15 protein-coding genes and 1 riboswitch are annotated in these 16816 nt (G+C 66.7%); of the genes, 10 read left to right on the top strand and 5 right to left on the bottom strand.

The window, feature by feature from the left end; genetic code table 11:
• The first annotated feature begins 362 nt into the window (after positions 1–362).
• A complete protein-coding gene (gene nrdR / locus AC5QAH_RS18895) occupies positions 363–884 on the top strand; it encodes a transcriptional regulator NrdR (RefSeq protein ID WP_010481984.1) in 522 nt (173 codons plus the stop codon).
• A 78-nt stretch (positions 885–962) separates the two neighbouring features.
• Positions 963–2048 (top strand): bifunctional diaminohydroxyphosphoribosylaminopyrimidine deaminase/5-amino-6-(5-phosphoribosylamino)uracil reductase RibD, encoded by a 1086-nt coding sequence (gene ribD / locus AC5QAH_RS18890; protein ID WP_312385208.1) that lies wholly within the window; start codon positions 963–965, stop codon positions 2046–2048.
• A gap of 83 nt (positions 2049–2131) precedes the next feature.
• Here ribD and AC5QAH_RS18885 read toward each other — a convergent pair whose 3' ends face one another.
• Together AC5QAH_RS18885 and AC5QAH_RS18880 are read right to left on the bottom strand one after the other, a co-directional pair.
• Positions 2132–3016 (bottom strand): hypothetical protein, encoded by an 885-nt coding sequence (locus AC5QAH_RS18885; protein ID WP_049453394.1) that lies wholly within the window; start codon positions 3014–3016, stop codon positions 2132–2134.
• 152 nt (positions 3017–3168) lie between these two features.
• Positions 3169–3789: a hypothetical protein gene (locus AC5QAH_RS18880; protein ID WP_010481980.1), complete on the bottom strand. Its 621-nt coding sequence runs from the start codon at positions 3787–3789 to the stop codon at positions 3169–3171.
• Between the two features lie 188 nt (positions 3790–3977).
• Positions 3978–4123: riboswitch (FMN riboswitch) on the top strand.
• 74 nt (positions 4124–4197) lie between these two features.
• Between AC5QAH_RS18880 and AC5QAH_RS18875 the strand changes: the two genes are divergently transcribed.
• The 5 genes from AC5QAH_RS18875 (at position 4198) to thiL (ending at position 8121) form a co-directional block, all read left to right on the top strand.
• Positions 4198–4824, top strand: coding sequence for a riboflavin synthase (locus AC5QAH_RS18875; protein ID WP_197578245.1), 627 nt, complete (start codon positions 4198–4200; stop codon positions 4822–4824).
• A complete protein-coding gene (gene ribB, locus AC5QAH_RS18870; RefSeq protein ID WP_043397908.1) occupies positions 4821–5921 on the top strand; it encodes a 3,4-dihydroxy-2-butanone-4-phosphate synthase in 1101 nt (366 codons plus the stop codon). The genes AC5QAH_RS18875 and ribB overlap by 4 nt, the downstream gene beginning before the upstream one ends.
• A gap of 160 nt (positions 5922–6081) precedes the next feature.
• Entirely contained in the window at positions 6082–6549 is a 468-nt protein-coding gene (ribH, locus tag AC5QAH_RS18865) for a 6,7-dimethyl-8-ribityllumazine synthase (protein ID WP_010481977.1), read from the top strand.
• Positions 6546–7025 (top strand): transcription antitermination factor NusB, encoded by a 480-nt coding sequence (gene nusB / locus AC5QAH_RS18860; RefSeq protein WP_005415268.1) that lies wholly within the window; start codon positions 6546–6548, stop codon positions 7023–7025. Before ribH ends, nusB begins: the two co-directional genes overlap by 4 nt.
• Before the next feature lie 130 nt (positions 7026–7155).
• A complete protein-coding gene (gene thiL / locus AC5QAH_RS18855) occupies positions 7156–8121 on the top strand; it encodes a thiamine-phosphate kinase (RefSeq protein WP_495232499.1) in 966 nt (321 codons plus the stop codon).
• A gap of 10 nt (positions 8122–8131) precedes the next feature.
• Here thiL and AC5QAH_RS18850 read toward each other — a convergent pair whose 3' ends face one another.
• From AC5QAH_RS18850 to AC5QAH_RS18840, 3 genes are all read right to left on the bottom strand, one after another.
• Positions 8132–11122 (bottom strand): ATP-binding protein, encoded by a 2991-nt coding sequence (locus AC5QAH_RS18850; protein ID WP_495232498.1) that lies wholly within the window; start codon positions 11120–11122, stop codon positions 8132–8134.
• A 99-nt stretch (positions 11123–11221) separates the two neighbouring features.
• The gene (locus tag AC5QAH_RS18845) at positions 11222–11944 is read right to left on the bottom strand and encodes a fimbrial biogenesis chaperone (protein ID WP_019338049.1); all 723 of its coding nucleotides are present in this window, start codon (positions 11942–11944) and stop codon (positions 11222–11224) included.
• A gap of 60 nt (positions 11945–12004) precedes the next feature.
• Positions 12005–12517 (bottom strand): fimbrial protein, encoded by a 513-nt coding sequence (locus tag AC5QAH_RS18840; protein WP_235651185.1) that lies wholly within the window; start codon positions 12515–12517, stop codon positions 12005–12007.
• Between the two features lie 202 nt (positions 12518–12719).
• On the opposite strand from AC5QAH_RS18840, the gene AC5QAH_RS18835 reads away from it, so the two are divergent.
• From AC5QAH_RS18835 to AC5QAH_RS18825, 3 genes are read left to right on the top strand one after another with little or no spacing between them, the layout of a single operon-like run.
• Positions 12720–13712, top strand: coding sequence for a fimbrial protein (locus AC5QAH_RS18835; RefSeq protein ID WP_237707026.1), 993 nt, complete (start codon positions 12720–12722; stop codon positions 13710–13712).
• Positions 13709–16225: a fimbria/pilus outer membrane usher protein gene (locus AC5QAH_RS18830; RefSeq protein WP_329835962.1), complete on the top strand. Its 2517-nt coding sequence runs from the start codon at positions 13709–13711 to the stop codon at positions 16223–16225. Before AC5QAH_RS18835 ends, AC5QAH_RS18830 begins: the two co-directional genes overlap by 4 nt.
• A 38-nt stretch (positions 16226–16263) precedes the next feature.
• Entirely contained in the window at positions 16264–16773 is a 510-nt protein-coding gene (locus tag AC5QAH_RS18825; RefSeq protein WP_237707028.1) for a fimbrial protein, read from the top strand.
• Positions 16774–16816: the final 43 nt, after the last annotated feature.

Raw genomic sequence — 16816 nt, 5'->3', positions numbered from 1 at the left:
GCTGTTGCGACTCTGTCATGACCGTGCCAGCATGTATTCCCCTGAGCCAGGCGTTCCGATACGCCTTCGGCGTGGTCGCCGTCATGCTGTACTTCACCTTCAAGCAAGGTGAGATATCGATGCCGGCGTTCCTTGGGCTTGGGCCGCCGTTGCTGGTCATGGCGGGGCACTTGGCGTGGCTGCGCTGGGGGCAGACCGTCCCTGACGTCGGCAGGACCGGCTCAGCGTCCCGCCGCGAGCGCTACAGGCGCGCTGTGCAGGCACTTCCGCGCAGACAGCATTTGCTGCGGGGCCCTTTCTCAGGTACCTTTGCGACGCTGCCATGACCGTGGCAATAGGTACTTCCCTGAGCCAGGCGTTCCATGCATTGCCCCTTCTGCCAACATGCCGATACCCGGGTCATCGACTCGCGCGTCTCCGAAGACGGCGCGACGATCCGTCGTCGGCGTGAATGCGAAGCCTGCGGCGAGCGCTTCAGCACCCTGGAAACGGTTGAACTGAAGCTGCCGGCCATCGTCAAGAGCGATGGCACCCGCGAGGCGTTCGACCAGCGCAAGGTCCGCGCTGGCTTCGACCGCGCGCTGCAGAAGCGTGCGGTGGCCGAAGACAAGATCGAAGCGGCGGTACGTGCGGTGGTGCACCAGCTGCGTATCAGCGGCGAGCGCGAAGTGCCCTCGATCAAGGTTGGCGAGTTCGTCATGAACGAACTGCGCAAGCTCGACCACGTGGGCTACGTGCGCTTCGCTTCGGTGTACCGCAGCTTCGAGGACGTGGCCGATTTCCGCGAGGAGATCGAGAAGCTGGAACGCGACCTGCCGTCCAGCACCGAACAGCTGCAGCTGCTGGGCGACGTGATTGCCCTGACCAAGAAGAAGAAGGGCTGACCGCCTTTTCCCTGGTAGATGCCAACCTTGGTTGGCACTGATGGCATGGATGCACACCGGCGGCGTTACCATGGCCGCATGACCACCCCGTTCTCCGTCCTCGACCACCTGCACATGGCCAACGCACTTCGCCTGGCCGAGCGTGCCGCCTACACCACCCGCCCCAACCCGATGGTCGGCTGCGTGATCGCCCATGGCGAACGCGTGGTCGGGCAGGGCTGGCACCAGCGCGCCGGTGGCCCGCATGCTGAAGTGTTCGCGCTGCGCGAGGCCGGCAGCGACGCCCGTGGCGCCACCGCCTACGTCACCCTGGAACCCTGCGCGCACTACGGGCGCACACCACCGTGTGCGCTGGCACTGATCGAAGCGGGCGTGTCGCGTGTGGTCGCGGCGATGCGCGATCCGTTCCCCAAGGTCGATGGCGGTGGCTTCGATCTGCTGCGCAATGCCGGCATCGAGGTCGCCGAAGGGCTGATGGCGGCACAGGCGCGCGAGCTCAACAAGGGCTTCCTGTCGCGCGTGGAGCGCAACCGCCCGTGGCTGCGGGTGAAGCTGGCCGCCAGCCTGGATGGCCGTACCGCGATGGCCGATGGCAGCTCCAAGTGGATTACCGGTCCGGCCGCGCGCGAAGACGTGCAGCACTGGCGCGCACGTGCGGGTGCGATCCTGACCGGCGCCGACACCGTGCTGGCCGACGACCCGATGCTGACCGTGCGCCTGGCCGATACCGAGGTGATGCCACCGCTGCGCGTGGTGCTCGATTCACGCCTGCGCTCGCTGGAATGCAGCCGTGTGCGCGAGGGTGGGGCGCCGACGTTGTACCTGCATGGCACAGCAGTAAGCGCACCGGATGCGGCCGACGCCGAATTTGCCAGCGTGCCCTGTGTTGATGGGCGGTTGGACCTGGGCGCGGTACTGGCGCTGCTGGCCGAACGTGGCATCAACGAAGTGCATACCGAAGCCGGCGCGACGCTGGCCGGTGCCTTGCTGCGCGGCGGCTGGGTGGACGAACTGCTGCTGTATCAGGCGCCCACGCTGCTGGGCGATAACGGTCGTCCGCTGCTGGCCGGCCTCGGCATCGAGGCGATGGACCAGCAGCGGCGGCTGCACGTGGTGGATCAGCGGCAGGTGGGTGAGGACATCCGCTTGTTGCTGCGGTCGTAGCGCAATGACATGCGCCGGGCATTGTCCGGCGCATGTCGTGGGATGGAACCGCCGGGCATGGCCCGGCGCTACCGCTTACCACCTCACGCGCATTCGTCGGTCCACATCATCTCGGCGATCGGGCGCAGTGCCTTGCACTCCTGCGTCATCTCCTCGGCCGACTGCACCTGCGCCTTGGCCTTCAGTTCCTCGGCCATCGCATCCACGCCGCTGATCTGCTCCGGCGCGATCTTCGCCACGCAGGCGCGGTGCTGCTGCAGCAGCAGGTCGCAGCCCGGTACGCCGGTTACTTTCGGCGCGCTGGCGGCCTGTGCATCCTGCATCCAGTCCTCGAACGGCGCCAGCGCACCGGCTACGGTGCCCACCAGATCATCGAAATTACCGCTGTACCAGTAGCCGTTGTCCTTGGCCGGGTACAGGGTGAAGGTGCCGCTGACCGGCACGCGCACGCCACTCTGCAGTGCCTGGGTGTAGGCATCGGTGAACTGCTTGCGCGCGGCCGGGCTGGCATCAGACGCGAGACTGGCGGCAAACAGCGGGCGGACCTTGCCCAGGTCGGGCAGCTGGCAGCTGTAGGTGATCCGCGCCAGCTTCTGGTCTTCGACGTATTCGTTGTCTTCGACCACGCTCTTGGTCGCGCGGCACTTCGAATCACGCAGCGCCTTGGCATACAGCGCTTCGGTGGCCGCAGCGTCGGACTTGTCACCGGCGCTGGCCAGCACGGTCTGCCACGGCTCGGCCAATGCCTTGGCCAGCGCACCCGGGTTGGGGGTCACGGCGTCCTGGCCTTCGAACGCCGGCTTCAGTGCGTCGTTGAGCGTGCGCGTGGCGGCCGCGTCGTCTTCCAGCAGCACGCGTGCGTACAGGTCGAAGGCCTGCTCGGGCGTCAGCTGGGCCGGTGCAGCGCTGGCAATCAGCGGGGCGCACAGCAGCACGCTGGCCAGAAGGGTACGGGTGGGGGTCTTCATGACGGTGTTTTCCTGTTCCAGAGGCGCGCAAGCCTAGCGCATCCAGCGCTACTTTCGATGGCGGCCAGAGGTCACATGGCGGTGTACCCCGGCCAAAAAAACGGGCCCCTTGCGGGGCCCGTTCGATCGCACGACGAGGAGCGATCGTTGGATCAGAAGCTGGCGCGCACGCCGGCCGAGTACTGGGTGACGTCACGGTAGCCGGAGATCTCGCCCACCAGACCCCAGGTCCTGGTGAAGTTGATCTGGCCGCCGACGGTGCCGACCCAGGTGCCCTTGAAGTTGTTGCCGCCGTCCATGTAGCCGGCCTTGGCCCAGGCTTCGGTCATGCGCGACGGCTTGCCGCGGATGCCCAGGGTGGCGCGGCCCAGGTTGGTGTGGTCCTTGTAGCGGTCGCTGTAGCCGTCGTAACGGTCGGTCAGTTCAGCGCTCTGGCGCACCCAGGCGATATCGGCGGTGAAGTCCAGGCGGTCGGTCCACGGCATGTGGTAGCCGATGCCCAGCTCCGGCTGGTTCAGTTCCAGCTTCAGCGAGCCGTCGCTGTAATGGTAGGTCTTGCTGGTGCGCGACCAGCCACCGAACACGTAGACCTGTTCGGCGATGGCCACAGAGCCACGCAGGTAGCCGCCGTCGACCTTCGGGTCGTCCAGTGCGTTGTCGTCAACCTTGACCTGCGTCCAACCGCCTTCGACGTAGGTGTAGCTCAGGGCGTCGGCCGAAGCCGAGAGCGGGGCGGCGGCCAGCAGGGCGGCCACGATCAGCATCTTGCGCATGGGAATTCCTGTGAATTTCAGTCCTTTGGCGGGCCTGCCCCAGCGGGCTGCCCGTGGCGACCTCATGTCGTCCAGGGTGGAATTTTAATGAAAGTTTTACAAATTGCGAGCGACGGCCGTCACAGCTGTGGCATCCGACCCCGTTCAGCCCGGGCTGGTACACTAGCCAGGCCGGTTCGCCGGTACACAAACGTCTTCAGGGCGGGGTGCAATTCCCCACCGGCGGTAGGTGCGCAAGCACGAGCCCGCGAGCGCCCCGGCCCACGGCCGGGGGTCAGCAGATCCGGTCCAATGCCGGAGCCGACGGTCATAGTCCGGATGAAAGAAGACGGTGCCACAGGGCTCATGCCCTGCGCGTGCCTGTTTGCCTTGCGGCGTTTTTCGCTCACTTTTCGCGGAGAACGTTTCTTGTTTACTGGAATCATCGAAGGCGTCGGCCGTCTGGCCGCACGCGAATCCATCGGCGGCGATGTCCGCTTCACCTTCAATGTCGGGAATCTGCCGTTCGACAACGTGCAGATGGGCGAGAGCATTGCCATCAACGGCGTCTGCCTCACCGTCATCGCATTCGACGCCAGCAGCTTCCAGGCCGATGCCTCCACCGAGACCCTGGGCCTGACCACGCTGGGCCAGCTGGGTGAAGGGGCAGTCATCAACCTGGAACGTGCCATGCGCCCGACCGACCGCCTCGGCGGCCATCTGGTCAGTGGCCACGTCGATGGCCTGGGCCAGGTGCTGTCCATCCACGAAGACGCGCGTGCCCAGCGCTGGCGTTTCGCCGCGCCGGCCGCGCTGCGCCGCTACATCGCCAAGAAGGGCTCGATCTGCGTGGATGGCGTCAGCCTCACGGTCAACGAAGTGGACGATGAAGGCTTCGAAGTCGCCCTCATTCCGCACACCGTCGCCAACACCGCCTTCTCCGCCGCAGGCGTGGGCAGCGCGGTCAATCTTGAAATCGATCTGGTCGCCCGGTATGTGGAGCGCCTGATCAGTGTGCCGACCAACGGTCAGCCCCCACAGGGAGATGCCGCATGAATTTCGCCCCGATTCCGGACATCCTGGAAGACATCCGTCTGGGCCGCATGGTCGTCATCGTCGATGACGAAGACCGCGAGAACGAAGGCGACCTGATCATGGCCGCCGAGCTGGTCAAGGCCAGCGACATCAACTTCATGGTCACCCACGGCCGTGGCCTGGTGTGCCTGCCACTGACCCGCACCCGCGCCGCCGACCTCGGCCTGGCGCCGATGGTGCAGGCCAATACCGCGCAGTTCCAGACCAACTTCACCGTCAGTATCGAAGCCGCCGAGGGCGTCACCACCGGTATCTCGGCGCACGACCGCGCCCACACCATCCGCACTGCGGTGAAACCCAACGCCAAACCGTCGGACCTGCACCAGCCGGGCCACATCTTCCCGCTGATCGCCCAGCCGGGCGGCGTGCTGACCCGTGCCGGCCATACCGAAGCCGGCGTTGACCTGGCCATGCTGGCGGGGCTGGAACCGGCCGGCGTGCTGGTGGAGATCCTGAACCCGGATGGCAGCATGGCGCGCCGCCCGGAGCTGGAAGTGTTCGCCCGTGAGCACGGCCTGAAGATGGGCTCCATCGCCGATCTGATCGCCTACCGCTTGGCCACCGAAAAGACCGTCGAACGCGTGGACGAGCGCGAGATCGACACCGAATTCGGCCCGTTCAAGCTGGTCACCTACCGCGACCGCATCGCCCACGACCTGCATTTCGCCCTGGTCCGTGGCACGCCGGATGCCGACACCCCCACCCTGGTGCGGGTGCAGGTGGAAAACCCGCTGGCCGACCTGCTGCACTGGCGCCGTGATGACTTCGGCGTGGCCGCCACCGATGCCCTGCGTGCGATCGATGCTGAAGGCAGTGGCGTGATGGTGGTGCTGCAGGCCCCGCGTGATGGCGAGGCCCTGCTGGCCCGCCTGCGCCAGCAGCCGGCGCCGGTGGTGCCGGGCAAGGACAAGGACGTGAGCCAGTGGCGCCGCAACGGTGCCGGCGCGCAGATCCTGTCCGACCTGGGCCTGGGCAAGCTGCGCGTGCTGGGCACCCCACGCCGCCAGATCGGCCTGGCCGGGTACGGCCTGGAAGTGGTGGAGACGGTTACCCCGTAACGCGCCCGCTGCGCTCGCCGGGCATGGCCCGGCGCTACCCCGGCGCCCCCTAATCCGGTAGCGCCGGGCCATGCCCGGCGGGTTCCCCAGGCCCCCGCCAGCCACGGCCGGGGCCCATCCACGCTAGAATTACCCCCTTATCGAGTCCCCCAAGCCGCATATGAGCCACTACGAAGGCGATCTTCGCACTCCCGAATCGGCGCGCTTCGCCATCCTGGCCAGCCGCTGGAACGCCCGCATCACCGATACGCTGGTCGCTGGCGCCCGCCAGAGCCTGGCCGGCAACGGCATCACCGAAGCCAACATCGACGTGATCCGCGTGCCGGGTGCCTGGGAGCTGCCGCTGGTGGCCGCGCGCCTGGCTGCCGCCCATGAACACGCCGCCATCCTCACCCTGGGCTGCGTGATCCGTGGCGATACCCGCCACTACGAACACGTGGCCGACCGCTGCGCCGAAGGCCTGATGCGCGTGCAGCTGGACTTCGGCGTGCCGGTGCTGAACGGCGTGCTGGCGGTGGAACGCGTTGAAGACGCCGAGGCCCGCGCAGGCGGCAGCCACGGCAACAAGGGCGAGGAAGTCGCACTCGCCGCATTGGAAATGGTCAATCTTCTGGAGCAGCTGCCATGAACAAGAACACCCAGGGCAAGCCCTCCGGTAAACCCGTCCGCCGCGATGGCGTCGATCCGGTGCTGCGCTCGCGCGCCCGCCGTCGTGCCGTGCAGGCCATCTACGCCTGGCAGATCTCCGGCGGCAACGCCCAGTCGCTGATCGCCCAGTTCGCCCACGAGCAGGCCCGCGAAATCGCCGACCTGGCGTACTTCGAGGCGCTGGTGCACGGCGTGCTCGACAACCGACGCGACATCGACGAAGCGCTCGGCCCGTACCTGGACCGTGGCATCGAAGAAGTGGACGCGATCGAACGCGCGGTGCTGCGCCTGGCCGCCTACGAGTTGCGTTACCGCCTGGACGTGCCATACCGCGTGGTGATCAACGAAGCCATCGAATCGGCCAAGCGTTTCGGTTCCGAACACGGCCACACCTACGTCAACGGCGTGCTGGATCGTGCCGCCGTGGAATGGCGCAAGGTCGAATCGGGTCACTGACCCGGTTCTGCTCGTCCTGGACGGGCCGTGACCTGCTGGGTCGATACCGGCCCTGAATCCGCTTCTGGTGGGTGCCAACCCTGGTTGGCACCGATGCCCGAGATCGCCGCCACCCCCACGGGAACGCCCCATGTCCCTGGCTGAATTCGCCCTCATCGACCGCATCCGCGCCCGCACCGTCGAGCGCGACGACATCGTGCTCGGTATTGGTGATGACGCTGCACTGCTGCAGCCGCGCCCGAACGAACAGCTGGTGGTCACCGCCGACACACTCAACAGCGGCGTGCACTTCCCGGCCGAAACGCCGGCGTTCGACATTGGCTGGAAGACGTTGGCCGTCAACCTGTCGGACCTGGCTGCGATGGGCGCGCGCCCGGCCTGGTGCACGTTGGCGCTGTCATTGCCCGATGCGAGCGAGGATTGGATCGAAGCCTTCGCCGACGGTTTCTTCGCGCTGGCCGACCAGCACGACATCGCCCTGATTGGTGGCGACACCACGCGTGGCCCGCTGTCGCTGTCGGTCACAGCGATGGGGCAGGTGTCGCGCGGCCAGGCGCTGCGTCGTGATCGCGCACAGATTGGCGATGACATCTGGGTCAGCGGCACCCTCGGCGACGCTGCCGGTGCACTGCGGTTGTGGCAGCAGGGGGCGCTGAACGTGGCCACCGCCACGCTGCTGGCCGATTACGAAACCCTGCGCCTGCGCCTGCTGCGGCCGACCCCGCGCGTCACCCTCGGCCTGCGCCTGCGTGCGTTCGCGCATGCGGCCGTGGACGTGTCTGATGGCCTGCTGGCCGATCTGGGCCACATCGCCACGCGCAGCGCGGTGGCCGCGCATGTTGATGCCGATCTGTTGCCGATCTCGAATGCGCTGCGTGAGTTGCTTGGGCGCGAAAACGCCCGCGAATGCGCACTGAGGGGTGGCGACGACTACGAACTGTGCTTCACGGCAGCTGCCGACCAGCGCGACGCGCTGCATTACCTCGCCGAATCGCTGGATGTGCCGCTGACCCGTATCGGCCGCATTGCCGAAGGGCAGGGCGTGCACGTGGATGGCGAAGCCGCCGGCGGCGGCTACCAGCACTTCGCCGGTTGAGGGTGCGGGCTCAAGCCTGCTGCGCGACAACCTGACGTTCGATGCTAGCCGCGATCAACGCGATGGCCTCAATGACGATTGCCTTCAACGTCGCATCTGTCGCACCGGTGCTGCGCAAGGCCTGCTCGGCCTGCTGGCAGCTGCGCGCCGCCTGGGGCTCTCCCAGAAATACCAGCGCGCCGGCGAAGCTGTGCAGCTGATCGATCATGGCCGGTGCATCGGCACAGTCCAGCGCCTGGGTCAGCGCCGCGTAGTCGCGATGCGCGGTCTGCAGGAACGCCTCGCGCATCTGCCGCTGAACCGCCTCGCTCACCACCGGAGGTAAGGGTGGCTGTGCCGAGCGATCGAGGTCGAATCCATGCAGCGCGGCCTCCAGCGACGGCAGATCGAGCGGCTTCAGCAGCAGTGTGGACATACCGGCCTCGCGTACGCGCTGCGCGTCCTCGGGCATCGCATTGGCGGTGAGTGCGACGATGGGGATGGAGGGGTCATCCGCACGCAGTTTCCGGGCCAGCCCGTATCCGTCCAGGTGCGGCATGTTCAGATCAGTCAGCACGATGTCGAACCGGCCCGCGCGCCAGCGGTGCCACGCCTCCTCGCCGTCGGCCGCGAGGGTGACCTGCCAACCCAGCGCATGCAGTTGCCCCAGCGTCACGTCACGGCTGATCACGCTGTCATCCACCAGCAAGGCGTGGCCACGCGGGGAATGCGCGCGCTCTACAGGCGCTGGCCGTGGCGGCGTGCCTGCCACGGCGGTGGTCCGGCGTGCTGGAATGTCCAGGCGGAAAACGCTGCCGGTGCCCGGGGTGCTGCGCACGCCGAGGGTGCCGCCGAGCAGTTCGGCGAAGCGTTGGCACAAGGCCAGCCCCAGGCCGCTGCCGCCGTGCTGCCGTGCCGAGCCGGCACCGACCTGCACGAACGGTTTGAACAACACGGCCTGTGCTTCGGCATCGATGCCCGGGCCGGTATCGCGCACCTCCACGTGCAGCCACTCGCTGCCATCGGGCTGCACCGAGGCATCAATGCTGACCGCAACCGTTCCCGATGCCGTGAACTTCACCGCGTTGCCCACCAGGTTGTTGATCACCTGCGCCACGCGGCCTGCGTCGGCCACGTAGGCCGGCCCCAGTGCATCGCCGGTGTGCAGCTCCAGGCGCAGGCCCTTCGCGGTGGCCTGTGGTTCAAACAGCGTCGCGGTCTGCTGCAGCAACACACGCGGGTCGAAAGGCGCCGGTTCCAGCGTCATCAGCCCGGCTTCGATACGGGAAAGATCCAGGGTGTCGTTCACCAGCCCCTGCAGCACATCGGCCGCGCTGCGCGCGCGCGTGACATGCGTATGCGCCGCCGCCGGCATGGTCTGGCGGGCAAGCAGTTCAAGATGGCCGAGCACGCCGCTCAAAGGGGTGCGGATTTCATGGCTGATCATCGCCACGAAGGCGGTCTTGGCCTGGTCCGCAGCCTCGGCATCGTGCTGGGCCTGTTCGGCATGACGCCGTGCATCCAGCAGACGCTGCTGGGTTTCGGTCTGTGCGGTCACATCGGTCACCGCGCAGACCCAGATCGCCCGCCGCTGGTAGCGCGCGGCGGCCACGATGGATTGCAGGTAGCGCGATGGACCGTGCTCGTCCGCGGACGGCGCCTCGAACAGCTGCCCGTGTACCTGGCCGTCAACGCGTTGCACCAGGCGGCCGACCAGTGCGTCCAACAGGTCGCCGGTGGTGTCGCCGATCAGCTGCTGCAGTGCCTGGTTGTGCAGGATCACCTGCCCGCTCTGCTGATCGAGCAGGCACAGGCCGACCGGCGACGTTTCGATCAAGGTGCGGCTCAACGCTTCGCTTTCATGCACCCGTGCGGCTTCTTCCAGTGCCGGCCGCAGCACGCGCCGGTCCACCAGCAGCAACAGCGTCCACAGTGCGGCCAGCAGGGCGGCCAGGGCCAGCCCACCGCCGAGCAGATAGGTCCGCTGCGCCGCCCAGATGTCGGTCCAGCGGTAGAGCCGCAGCAGCGTCCAGTCGATGCCCTGCAAGGGTGCGGACATCACGAAGGCACGGCCGGCAGGCAGTGCCAATAGCGTAGGCCGGGGCGATGGCGCGGCGCGCAGCGCAGGCCCGGAAATCGCAGCGTCTGCAGCACTGCGCAGAACATCGTTTCCCTGCCGGTCCAGCACCACCCACATTCCCGGGCTGGCCTCCTCCAACCGCTCGCGCAGGCCTTGAAGCGGTTCAAACGTCAGCCGGTTGATGAAGGGGACGCCATTGCTGCGCAGGCGCATCTGGGTGACCAGTGCATCCTCGCCGGTGAACGGATTGCGGCCGAAGTAGGCGCGAAGCTGGCCGCTGGCCAGTTGAAGCTCGGACTCCGCCCCCGCTGACTGCCAGCCGGCATCGGCGGTCTGTGCCAGCGCGGCCAGTGCCTGTTCACGGGTAGGCACCTTCATGAGTTGCAGCAGCTGCGCTTCATCATGCAGCCCGGCGATAGCAAACAGGCGCCCTTCCGGTTCGAAGGCGAAGGAGATCAAGGAAGTGGGCGAATCCTGCGCCGCTACGGTGGCGGCCATGTACGCCGAATAGGTCTGCACCATGCCCAGGTACGCCGCCTCCACCTGTGGCGGAAGACGGCCCTCGCGCGGGGACAGCGCCAGCCAAGGGACGGACAGGGCGCCGGGGGCCACCACGCCGGCCTGGCCATCCTGTGCTGAAAAGCGGGCAGCAACAGGCAGGCCACCGGCCACCAGTGCGGTTTGCTGGGTAGCCCACAGCATGGCGTTGGTGTTCAAGCTGGCCACGTAGGCCCGCCTGCGCTCGCCAATGTAGCGATCCACCGTCTGCTGGCCGCGCTGCAGCGCCTCGCGCTCGTTGAGGTGCACCGTTTCCAGCCGCAGCCACAGCGCCGCGCAGCCGGCGGCCAGGAGAAGCAGGGTCAAGATGGCACCGCCGCCGAACAGCAGCCGGCGCTGCAGGCCTTGCAGGGTGGCAAGCACGGAGCCCGGGGGTGACGCCATGGTGCGAACCTGGGTTGTGAGGCTGTGGCGTGCAGCGTGACGCGTATGCCACCCTCAGTGCAAGTCATTGCCGGAGCACTGCGGAAGCCCGATCTACGTTTACCGATCAACGCGCGCCTCGGCCTCACGGGGCGTGCCGTAATCATCCAGCCATTTGAACGCCACCGTTGCGGGCATCGCTGCACCTTCCGGCAGCGCATAGCGCACCTGTGCCCCCGGCGCGATCATATCCACGTCCACGCTGCGGCCATCGGCCAGCGTCAATGAACTCAACGAGACGTGGTACGCGCTCGGATTGCGAACCCGCAGGCCATCACCATCGGCAGACCACTGCAGCGTGGCCGCTGCATCGCGTGCACTGCCCGGCAGCCCGGCCGGGCGATGGAACAGCTTCACCCGCGTACGCACCGCGAACTGCAGCAGGTTCTTGCTACTGGCATCGCTGGGCTTGGGCGGAATGTCCAGCAGATTGAAATAGAACACCGATTCGCGATCGGTTGGCAGCGGTGACTCCGACGGGCGCGGTGCGTAGGTGACGCGATAGGCCTGGCCCTGCTTCGGTTGTAGCAGCCGTGGCTCGGCCGGTGTCAGCCGGAACGGCGTGCGTACGTTCTCCGGGCGCGACTGGCTGTCGCCGTCATCGATCCACACCTGGGTCATCGCCGGCAGTTCACCCACGTTGCTCGCCCTGACTGTCACGTCGCGGCCCTTGCTGGCATCGTGCACGATGCGCGTGCCCTGCAGCGTCACCGCGGCCGATGCCGGCAGCGCCGCCGACACGGCCAGCAGCGCGCATATCCACGTCCTGGCGCGGAGTTTCATGGTCAACCTCGTTGAAAGGGGCAGGCCGTCGCTGCGTGGCGCCAGCCTGCCGGAAGCGCGTTACTTGTAGACCACCACGAAGTCGCCCGAGGCATTGGCGGTGCCAGCCCGCGCGTTCTGCGCCGGTGAGGCGTACCACGCGCTGTAGTCCAGCTGGCCGCTGCCACCGGCGGCGATCGTCACCCACACCGCCGGATCTTCACCGATCTTCTGCTGGTTGCCGGCCGCGTCGTACAGGGCCACGCCAACATTGGCTGCAGAGGACGCTGCCGTCAGTGCCAGGTTGCCGGTGCTGCCATCGGGCGTACCGCCGAAGCGCACACCCACATCCTGCGATGCACCCGAGCCGGAGCAGTCCAGCGCGATGGTGAAGTTCTTCTGGCCGGCACGGGTGCTGGCGTTTACCGAGGCCAGATCGACCTTGCCCATCGGCACGGTGATGGTGCCGCCGGTGGAGCCCACCGAGCAGGTGGAGGTCATCAGTTCGCCGGTGATTTCCAGCGTTTCGGCAGACACCGACGGCGCGGCGACCGCGAGGGCGGAAAGCGACAGGAGGCGGAGTGTGAGTGGCATGACAGTTCTCTGTAGTGGAATGGAGGCACGCGGTGACCGCCCAAGGCAGCCAGTGCGACCAGTTTCGATGCGCGCGCCAGGCCGAGGAATGCAACAAGTTGCAAAAGCGCGTTGACGTTCGCGAACTGCAATAAATCCGATAGGAAGTGACAGTGCCGCTGCCTAGACTGCGCGGCCTCGATTGGCTTTCAAAGCAACCTTCATGAATATCTCGCGGGCTCACGGGGTCATGCCGTATGCGCTTGCTCTCGCATTTGCGGGCCTACATGCAGCGGTCGTTGCCGATGCATCGGCCTGCCAGAGACTGAGTTTCGAAGATCGTGACGAAGAAATATCGCGTTCGATGCCCAATGTCGACTTTCCTGATCGCTACTTTGCTGGCACGGGAAGCTCAATCACCGATTCGTTCGACTGTCCCCAGGGGCAGATGGTGTTTCTGGTGGAAATGACACTTCCAGGCTTGACCTATGTGCGAGACATCGTCTCGGACGGGAGGGTCTACCCCGCCTATCAGGTAAGTGAACGTTCGCCTCTCCTCATCTTCAGTCACGCCCTGCCGCTCCAATCGGGTTTGGGTTCGGGAGTCGCGTTGCACAACGGGCAGGTCAATCGACATGTGGCTGCGGTTCTGCCCGCTTCTCGAACAATCGACCACTTTGTGCAGATGCGTGTCTTCTTTCGTGGTGGCGCAATGGAGCGTGTGCCGCGTACGCATCTGGGAACAATCGAGGTCTGGTCGGAAAACGACCCCGGGAATCGCTTCCGACATTCCTTTACGCTGGAACTGAATATCCCGCTTCTTACCTGCACCCTCGCCAACGCCTCCCACACCCTCGACGACGTTCTCGCCAACGAACTCGCCGCCAGCGGCAGCAACGCGAAGGAATCCAGCTTCGACGTCGCGATGAACTGCCCGATGGATAACATCGACGTGCAGCTGTCGTTGGCCGATGCCAATGATCCTGGCAGCAGCAACGGCCAGCTCGCACCTGCCCCCGGCACCACCGCCGGCGGCGTGCAGGTGCAGCTGCTACGCGGTGGCCAGCCAGTGCAGTTCGGCCAGGCGTGGTCGCATGGCTGGTCCAGCAAGGGCCAGCAGGCCATCCCGTTCAGTGCGCGCTATCTGCGTACAGCCGATCCGCTGGTGCCCGGCGACGTCAAAGGCGAGGCGGTGCTGACCGCCGACTACCGATGATGGCCGTTGGCCATGCCCGTGCCGCCACGCGTTCGCTCTGCACTGCCATCGGTGCGGTGTTGTCGACGGGGCTGGCGTTCGATGCCGCCGCTGCGCCGGTTGAGTTCAGCGAAGGCTTCCTGATCGGCGGCGAAGCCATCGACATGGCGCGATACGCCAACGGCAATCCGTTGCCGGCTGGCGATTACGCGGTGGACGTGCATGTGAACGGCCAGTTCCTGCGCAGCCAGGACATCCGCTTTGTCAACCAGGACGACCCGCAGATCGCGGTGCCATGCCTTTCTCCGATGCTGGTACGCGGGTTGCCATTGAAGCCTGCGTTTCTTGAGGCCCTGCCGTCCGAAGAGAACACCTGTGTGGATCTGCCCGCGCTGGTGGAGGGTGCCAGTACCACCTTTGACAGCGGCGAGTTGCAGTTGTCCCTGAGTATTCCGCAAGCGGCCCAGGCCATCGCCGCGCGTGGCTTCGTGGCACCGGAACTGCGCGACGACGGCATCACCGCCGCCTTCATCGACTACAGCGCCAACCACTACCGCAGCCAGGGCAGCGACAGCAGCTACCTCGGCCTTCAGGCGGGCCTGAACCTGGGCGCATGGCGCCTGCGCCACCGCGCGTCGTTCACCCATGGCAGCCAAGGCACCCGCCACGAGGTCATCAGCAGCCATCTACAGCGCGACATTCCGCGCTGGAACAGCCAGCTGCTGCTGGGCCAGGGCAACACCGGTGGCGAGCTGTTCGAAAGCGTGCCGTTTACTGGCGTGCGCGTGGCCAGCGACGAACGCATGCTGCCCGATTCGCTGCGCGGCTATGCGCCGGTGGTGCAGGGCATTGCCGAAGGCAATGCGGTGGTCACCATCCGTCAGAACGGCAGCATCATTCACGAAAGCAATGTGGCGCCGGGCCCGTTCACCATCGAGGATCTGTATCCCACCAACTTCGGCGGCGATCTGGACGTCAGCGTTACCGAAGCCGATGGCCGCGTGCAACGCTTCAGCGTCAACTTCTCCGCTGTACCGCAGGCGCTGCGCGCTGGGTCGTCGCGCTTCGCAGTCACCGCCGGCGAGCTGCGCGACACCGGCAACACGCTGCAGGCGCTGCGCTTCACCGAGGGCACCTACGCGCGCGGCCTGAACAACCGGCTTACCGTGCTGGGTGGCGCGCAGCTGGGTGAGGACTATCGCGCCCTGCTCGCCGGTGCTGCGGTCAACACGGCCATCGGTGCATTCGGTGCCGATGTCACCCATTCGCGCGCCCGCCTGCGCGGCAACGACACCGCCACCGGCAACAGCTTCCGCGTGAATTACCAACGTTACGTGGCGCGCACCGGTACCAACTTCGGCCTGGCCGCGTATCGCTACAGTACGCGCGGCTTCCTCAGCCTCAACGATGTGGCACGCGCGCAGAGCGACGACTGGGGTTACGGCCAGCGCGCCCGCCAGCGCTACCAGGTGAACTTCTCGCAGAAGGTCGGCCAGCGCAGCAACCTGTATCTCAGCGGCGGCCATGTGTCTTACTGGGACAGCGCCCGACGCCGCAACGATTTCCAGGTGGGCTTCCAGAGCACGCTGGGGCGGGTCAACTACGGTGTGTCCGCGCTGCGCTTCCGCGTGGGCGATGGCCGCCAGGACACCCGCTATGCATTCACCCTCAGCGTGCCGCTGGGCCGTAGCGCCAACGCACCGCGTGCCAGCACCCAGCTCAGCCACGCCGATAGTGGCAGGCAGTCGCAGCTGGGCATCACCGGCAGCCTGGGTGAGTCACGTGCGCTGAGCTACAGCCTGTCCGGCTCACAAGGCAATGGACAGAACAGCCATAGTGCTTATGCCGCGTGGCAAGGCAGCCGTGGCAATCTCAATGCTGGCTACAGCCGCAGTGGCGACTACCGCAGCCTGTCGCTTGGCGCATCGGGCAGCGTGGCGCTGCACAGCGGTGGCCTGAACCTGGGCGCTCCCGTGGGCGACGGCTTCGTACTGGTGCAGGCGCCGGGTGCGCAGGGCGCGCGCATCGGCAGCAGCACTGACCTGCGCGTAGCGCGCAATGGCTACGCGCTGCTGCCGCACATCAGCCCCTATCGCTGGAACACCATTGACCTGGATCCGTCCGGCCTGCCGATCGAGGTGGAGCTGCTGCAGACCTCGCAACGTGTGGCGCCCACCGCCGGTGGCATCGTGCGCGTGCCGTTCCAGGTGCGCCGCGAGCGCACGCTGTTCATCGACGCCACCGATGCCCTGGGTCAGTCGCTGCCGTTTGCGGCGGTGGTGCAGAGCGAAGACGGCGCGCCGGTCGGCGCGGTGGGGCAGGGCGGGGTGATCCAGCTGCGCGGTGCACAGGACAACGGCAGTTTGATCGTCGACCCCGATGGCAAGCGACGCTGCCGCATCGACTACCGCATGCCCGATGCGCCGGATGCCTACGGGCTGTCGTGGAGCCAGGCCGTGTGCGTGCCGCAGCCGCTGCCGCCGGAAGGTCTGCAAGTACGTGGATCCGATCCATTGGACATCACCGCACCGTGATCCCTCGTTTCCTCAAATCAACCTGCAGGTGCAACGCCATGTTCCCTACCCGATTTCAACTGATTGCAGTGCCGATGCTGTGCCTGATTGCTTCAGCCGCGCATGGCCAGGTCACTCTCACCATCAGCGGCCGTGTGCTGCCGGGCACCTGCACGCTGGCAGCGCCCACCATTGCACTGGATCCGGTGAAGGCCGATGAGATGACGCCAGGTGCCGCCAACAGCGTGAAGGCAGGTGCGTTGAACTTCACCGGCTGTGTGGGCGTCAGCGGCGCGCGCCTGTCGTTCGATGGCACGGCCGCCGACGGTGATCCGGAGCGCTGGAAGAACACCGCCGCCACCACGCCAGCAACGGGTGTGACGGTCGCGCTGCTGGCTGGCGCGACCGGCAACACCTACCTGAAGAAGGGCGACACCGACATTCCGGTGGCTGTCTCTGGCGCGACGGCGTCCTACCCGCTGCGCGCGGGCTACTTCATTCCCAACACCAGTGGTATCAACGCCGGCAATATCTCCACCGAGATCGTGGTCACCGCCGCATACGATTGAAAGCCGGTACGGCCCTGTAGAGCCGAGCCCACGCTCGGCTGCT

The sequence above is a fragment of the Stenotrophomonas sp. YJH_SMC_43 genome (assembly GCF_059372535.1).
Note: the sequence above shows the minus strand (reverse complement) of the source record. Positions and strands in the feature narration are given on the sequence as shown.

Coding starts and splice junctions, on each gene's coding strand:
- nrdR (WP_010481984.1), top strand. CDS start 363: ATGCATTGCCCCTTCTGCCAACATGCCGATACCCGGGTCATCGACTCG.
- ribD (WP_312385208.1), top strand. CDS start 963: ATGACCACCCCGTTCTCCGTCCTCGACCACCTGCACATGGCCAACGCA.
- AC5QAH_RS18885 (WP_049453394.1), bottom strand. CDS start 3,016: ATGAAGACCCCCACCCGTACCCTTCTGGCCAGCGTGCTGCTGTGCGCC.
- AC5QAH_RS18880 (WP_010481980.1), bottom strand. CDS start 3,789: ATGCGCAAGATGCTGATCGTGGCCGCCCTGCTGGCCGCCGCCCCGCTC.
- ribB (WP_043397908.1), top strand. CDS start 4,821: ATGAATTTCGCCCCGATTCCGGACATCCTGGAAGACATCCGTCTGGGC.
- ribH (WP_010481977.1), top strand. CDS start 6,082: ATGAGCCACTACGAAGGCGATCTTCGCACTCCCGAATCGGCGCGCTTC.
- nusB (WP_005415268.1), top strand. CDS start 6,546: ATGAACAAGAACACCCAGGGCAAGCCCTCCGGTAAACCCGTCCGCCGC.
- thiL (WP_495232499.1), top strand. CDS start 7,156: ATGTCCCTGGCTGAATTCGCCCTCATCGACCGCATCCGCGCCCGCACC.
- AC5QAH_RS18850 (WP_495232498.1), bottom strand. CDS start 11,122: ATGGCGTCACCCCCGGGCTCCGTGCTTGCCACCCTGCAAGGCCTGCAG.
- AC5QAH_RS18845 (WP_019338049.1), bottom strand. CDS start 11,944: ATGAAACTCCGCGCCAGGACGTGGATATGCGCGCTGCTGGCCGTGTCG.
- AC5QAH_RS18840 (WP_235651185.1), bottom strand. CDS start 12,517: ATGCCACTCACACTCCGCCTCCTGTCGCTTTCCGCCCTCGCGGTCGCC.
- AC5QAH_RS18835 (WP_237707026.1), top strand. CDS start 12,720: ATGAATATCTCGCGGGCTCACGGGGTCATGCCGTATGCGCTTGCTCTC.
- AC5QAH_RS18830 (WP_329835962.1), top strand. CDS start 13,709: ATGATGGCCGTTGGCCATGCCCGTGCCGCCACGCGTTCGCTCTGCACT.
- AC5QAH_RS18825 (WP_237707028.1), top strand. CDS start 16,264: ATGTTCCCTACCCGATTTCAACTGATTGCAGTGCCGATGCTGTGCCTG.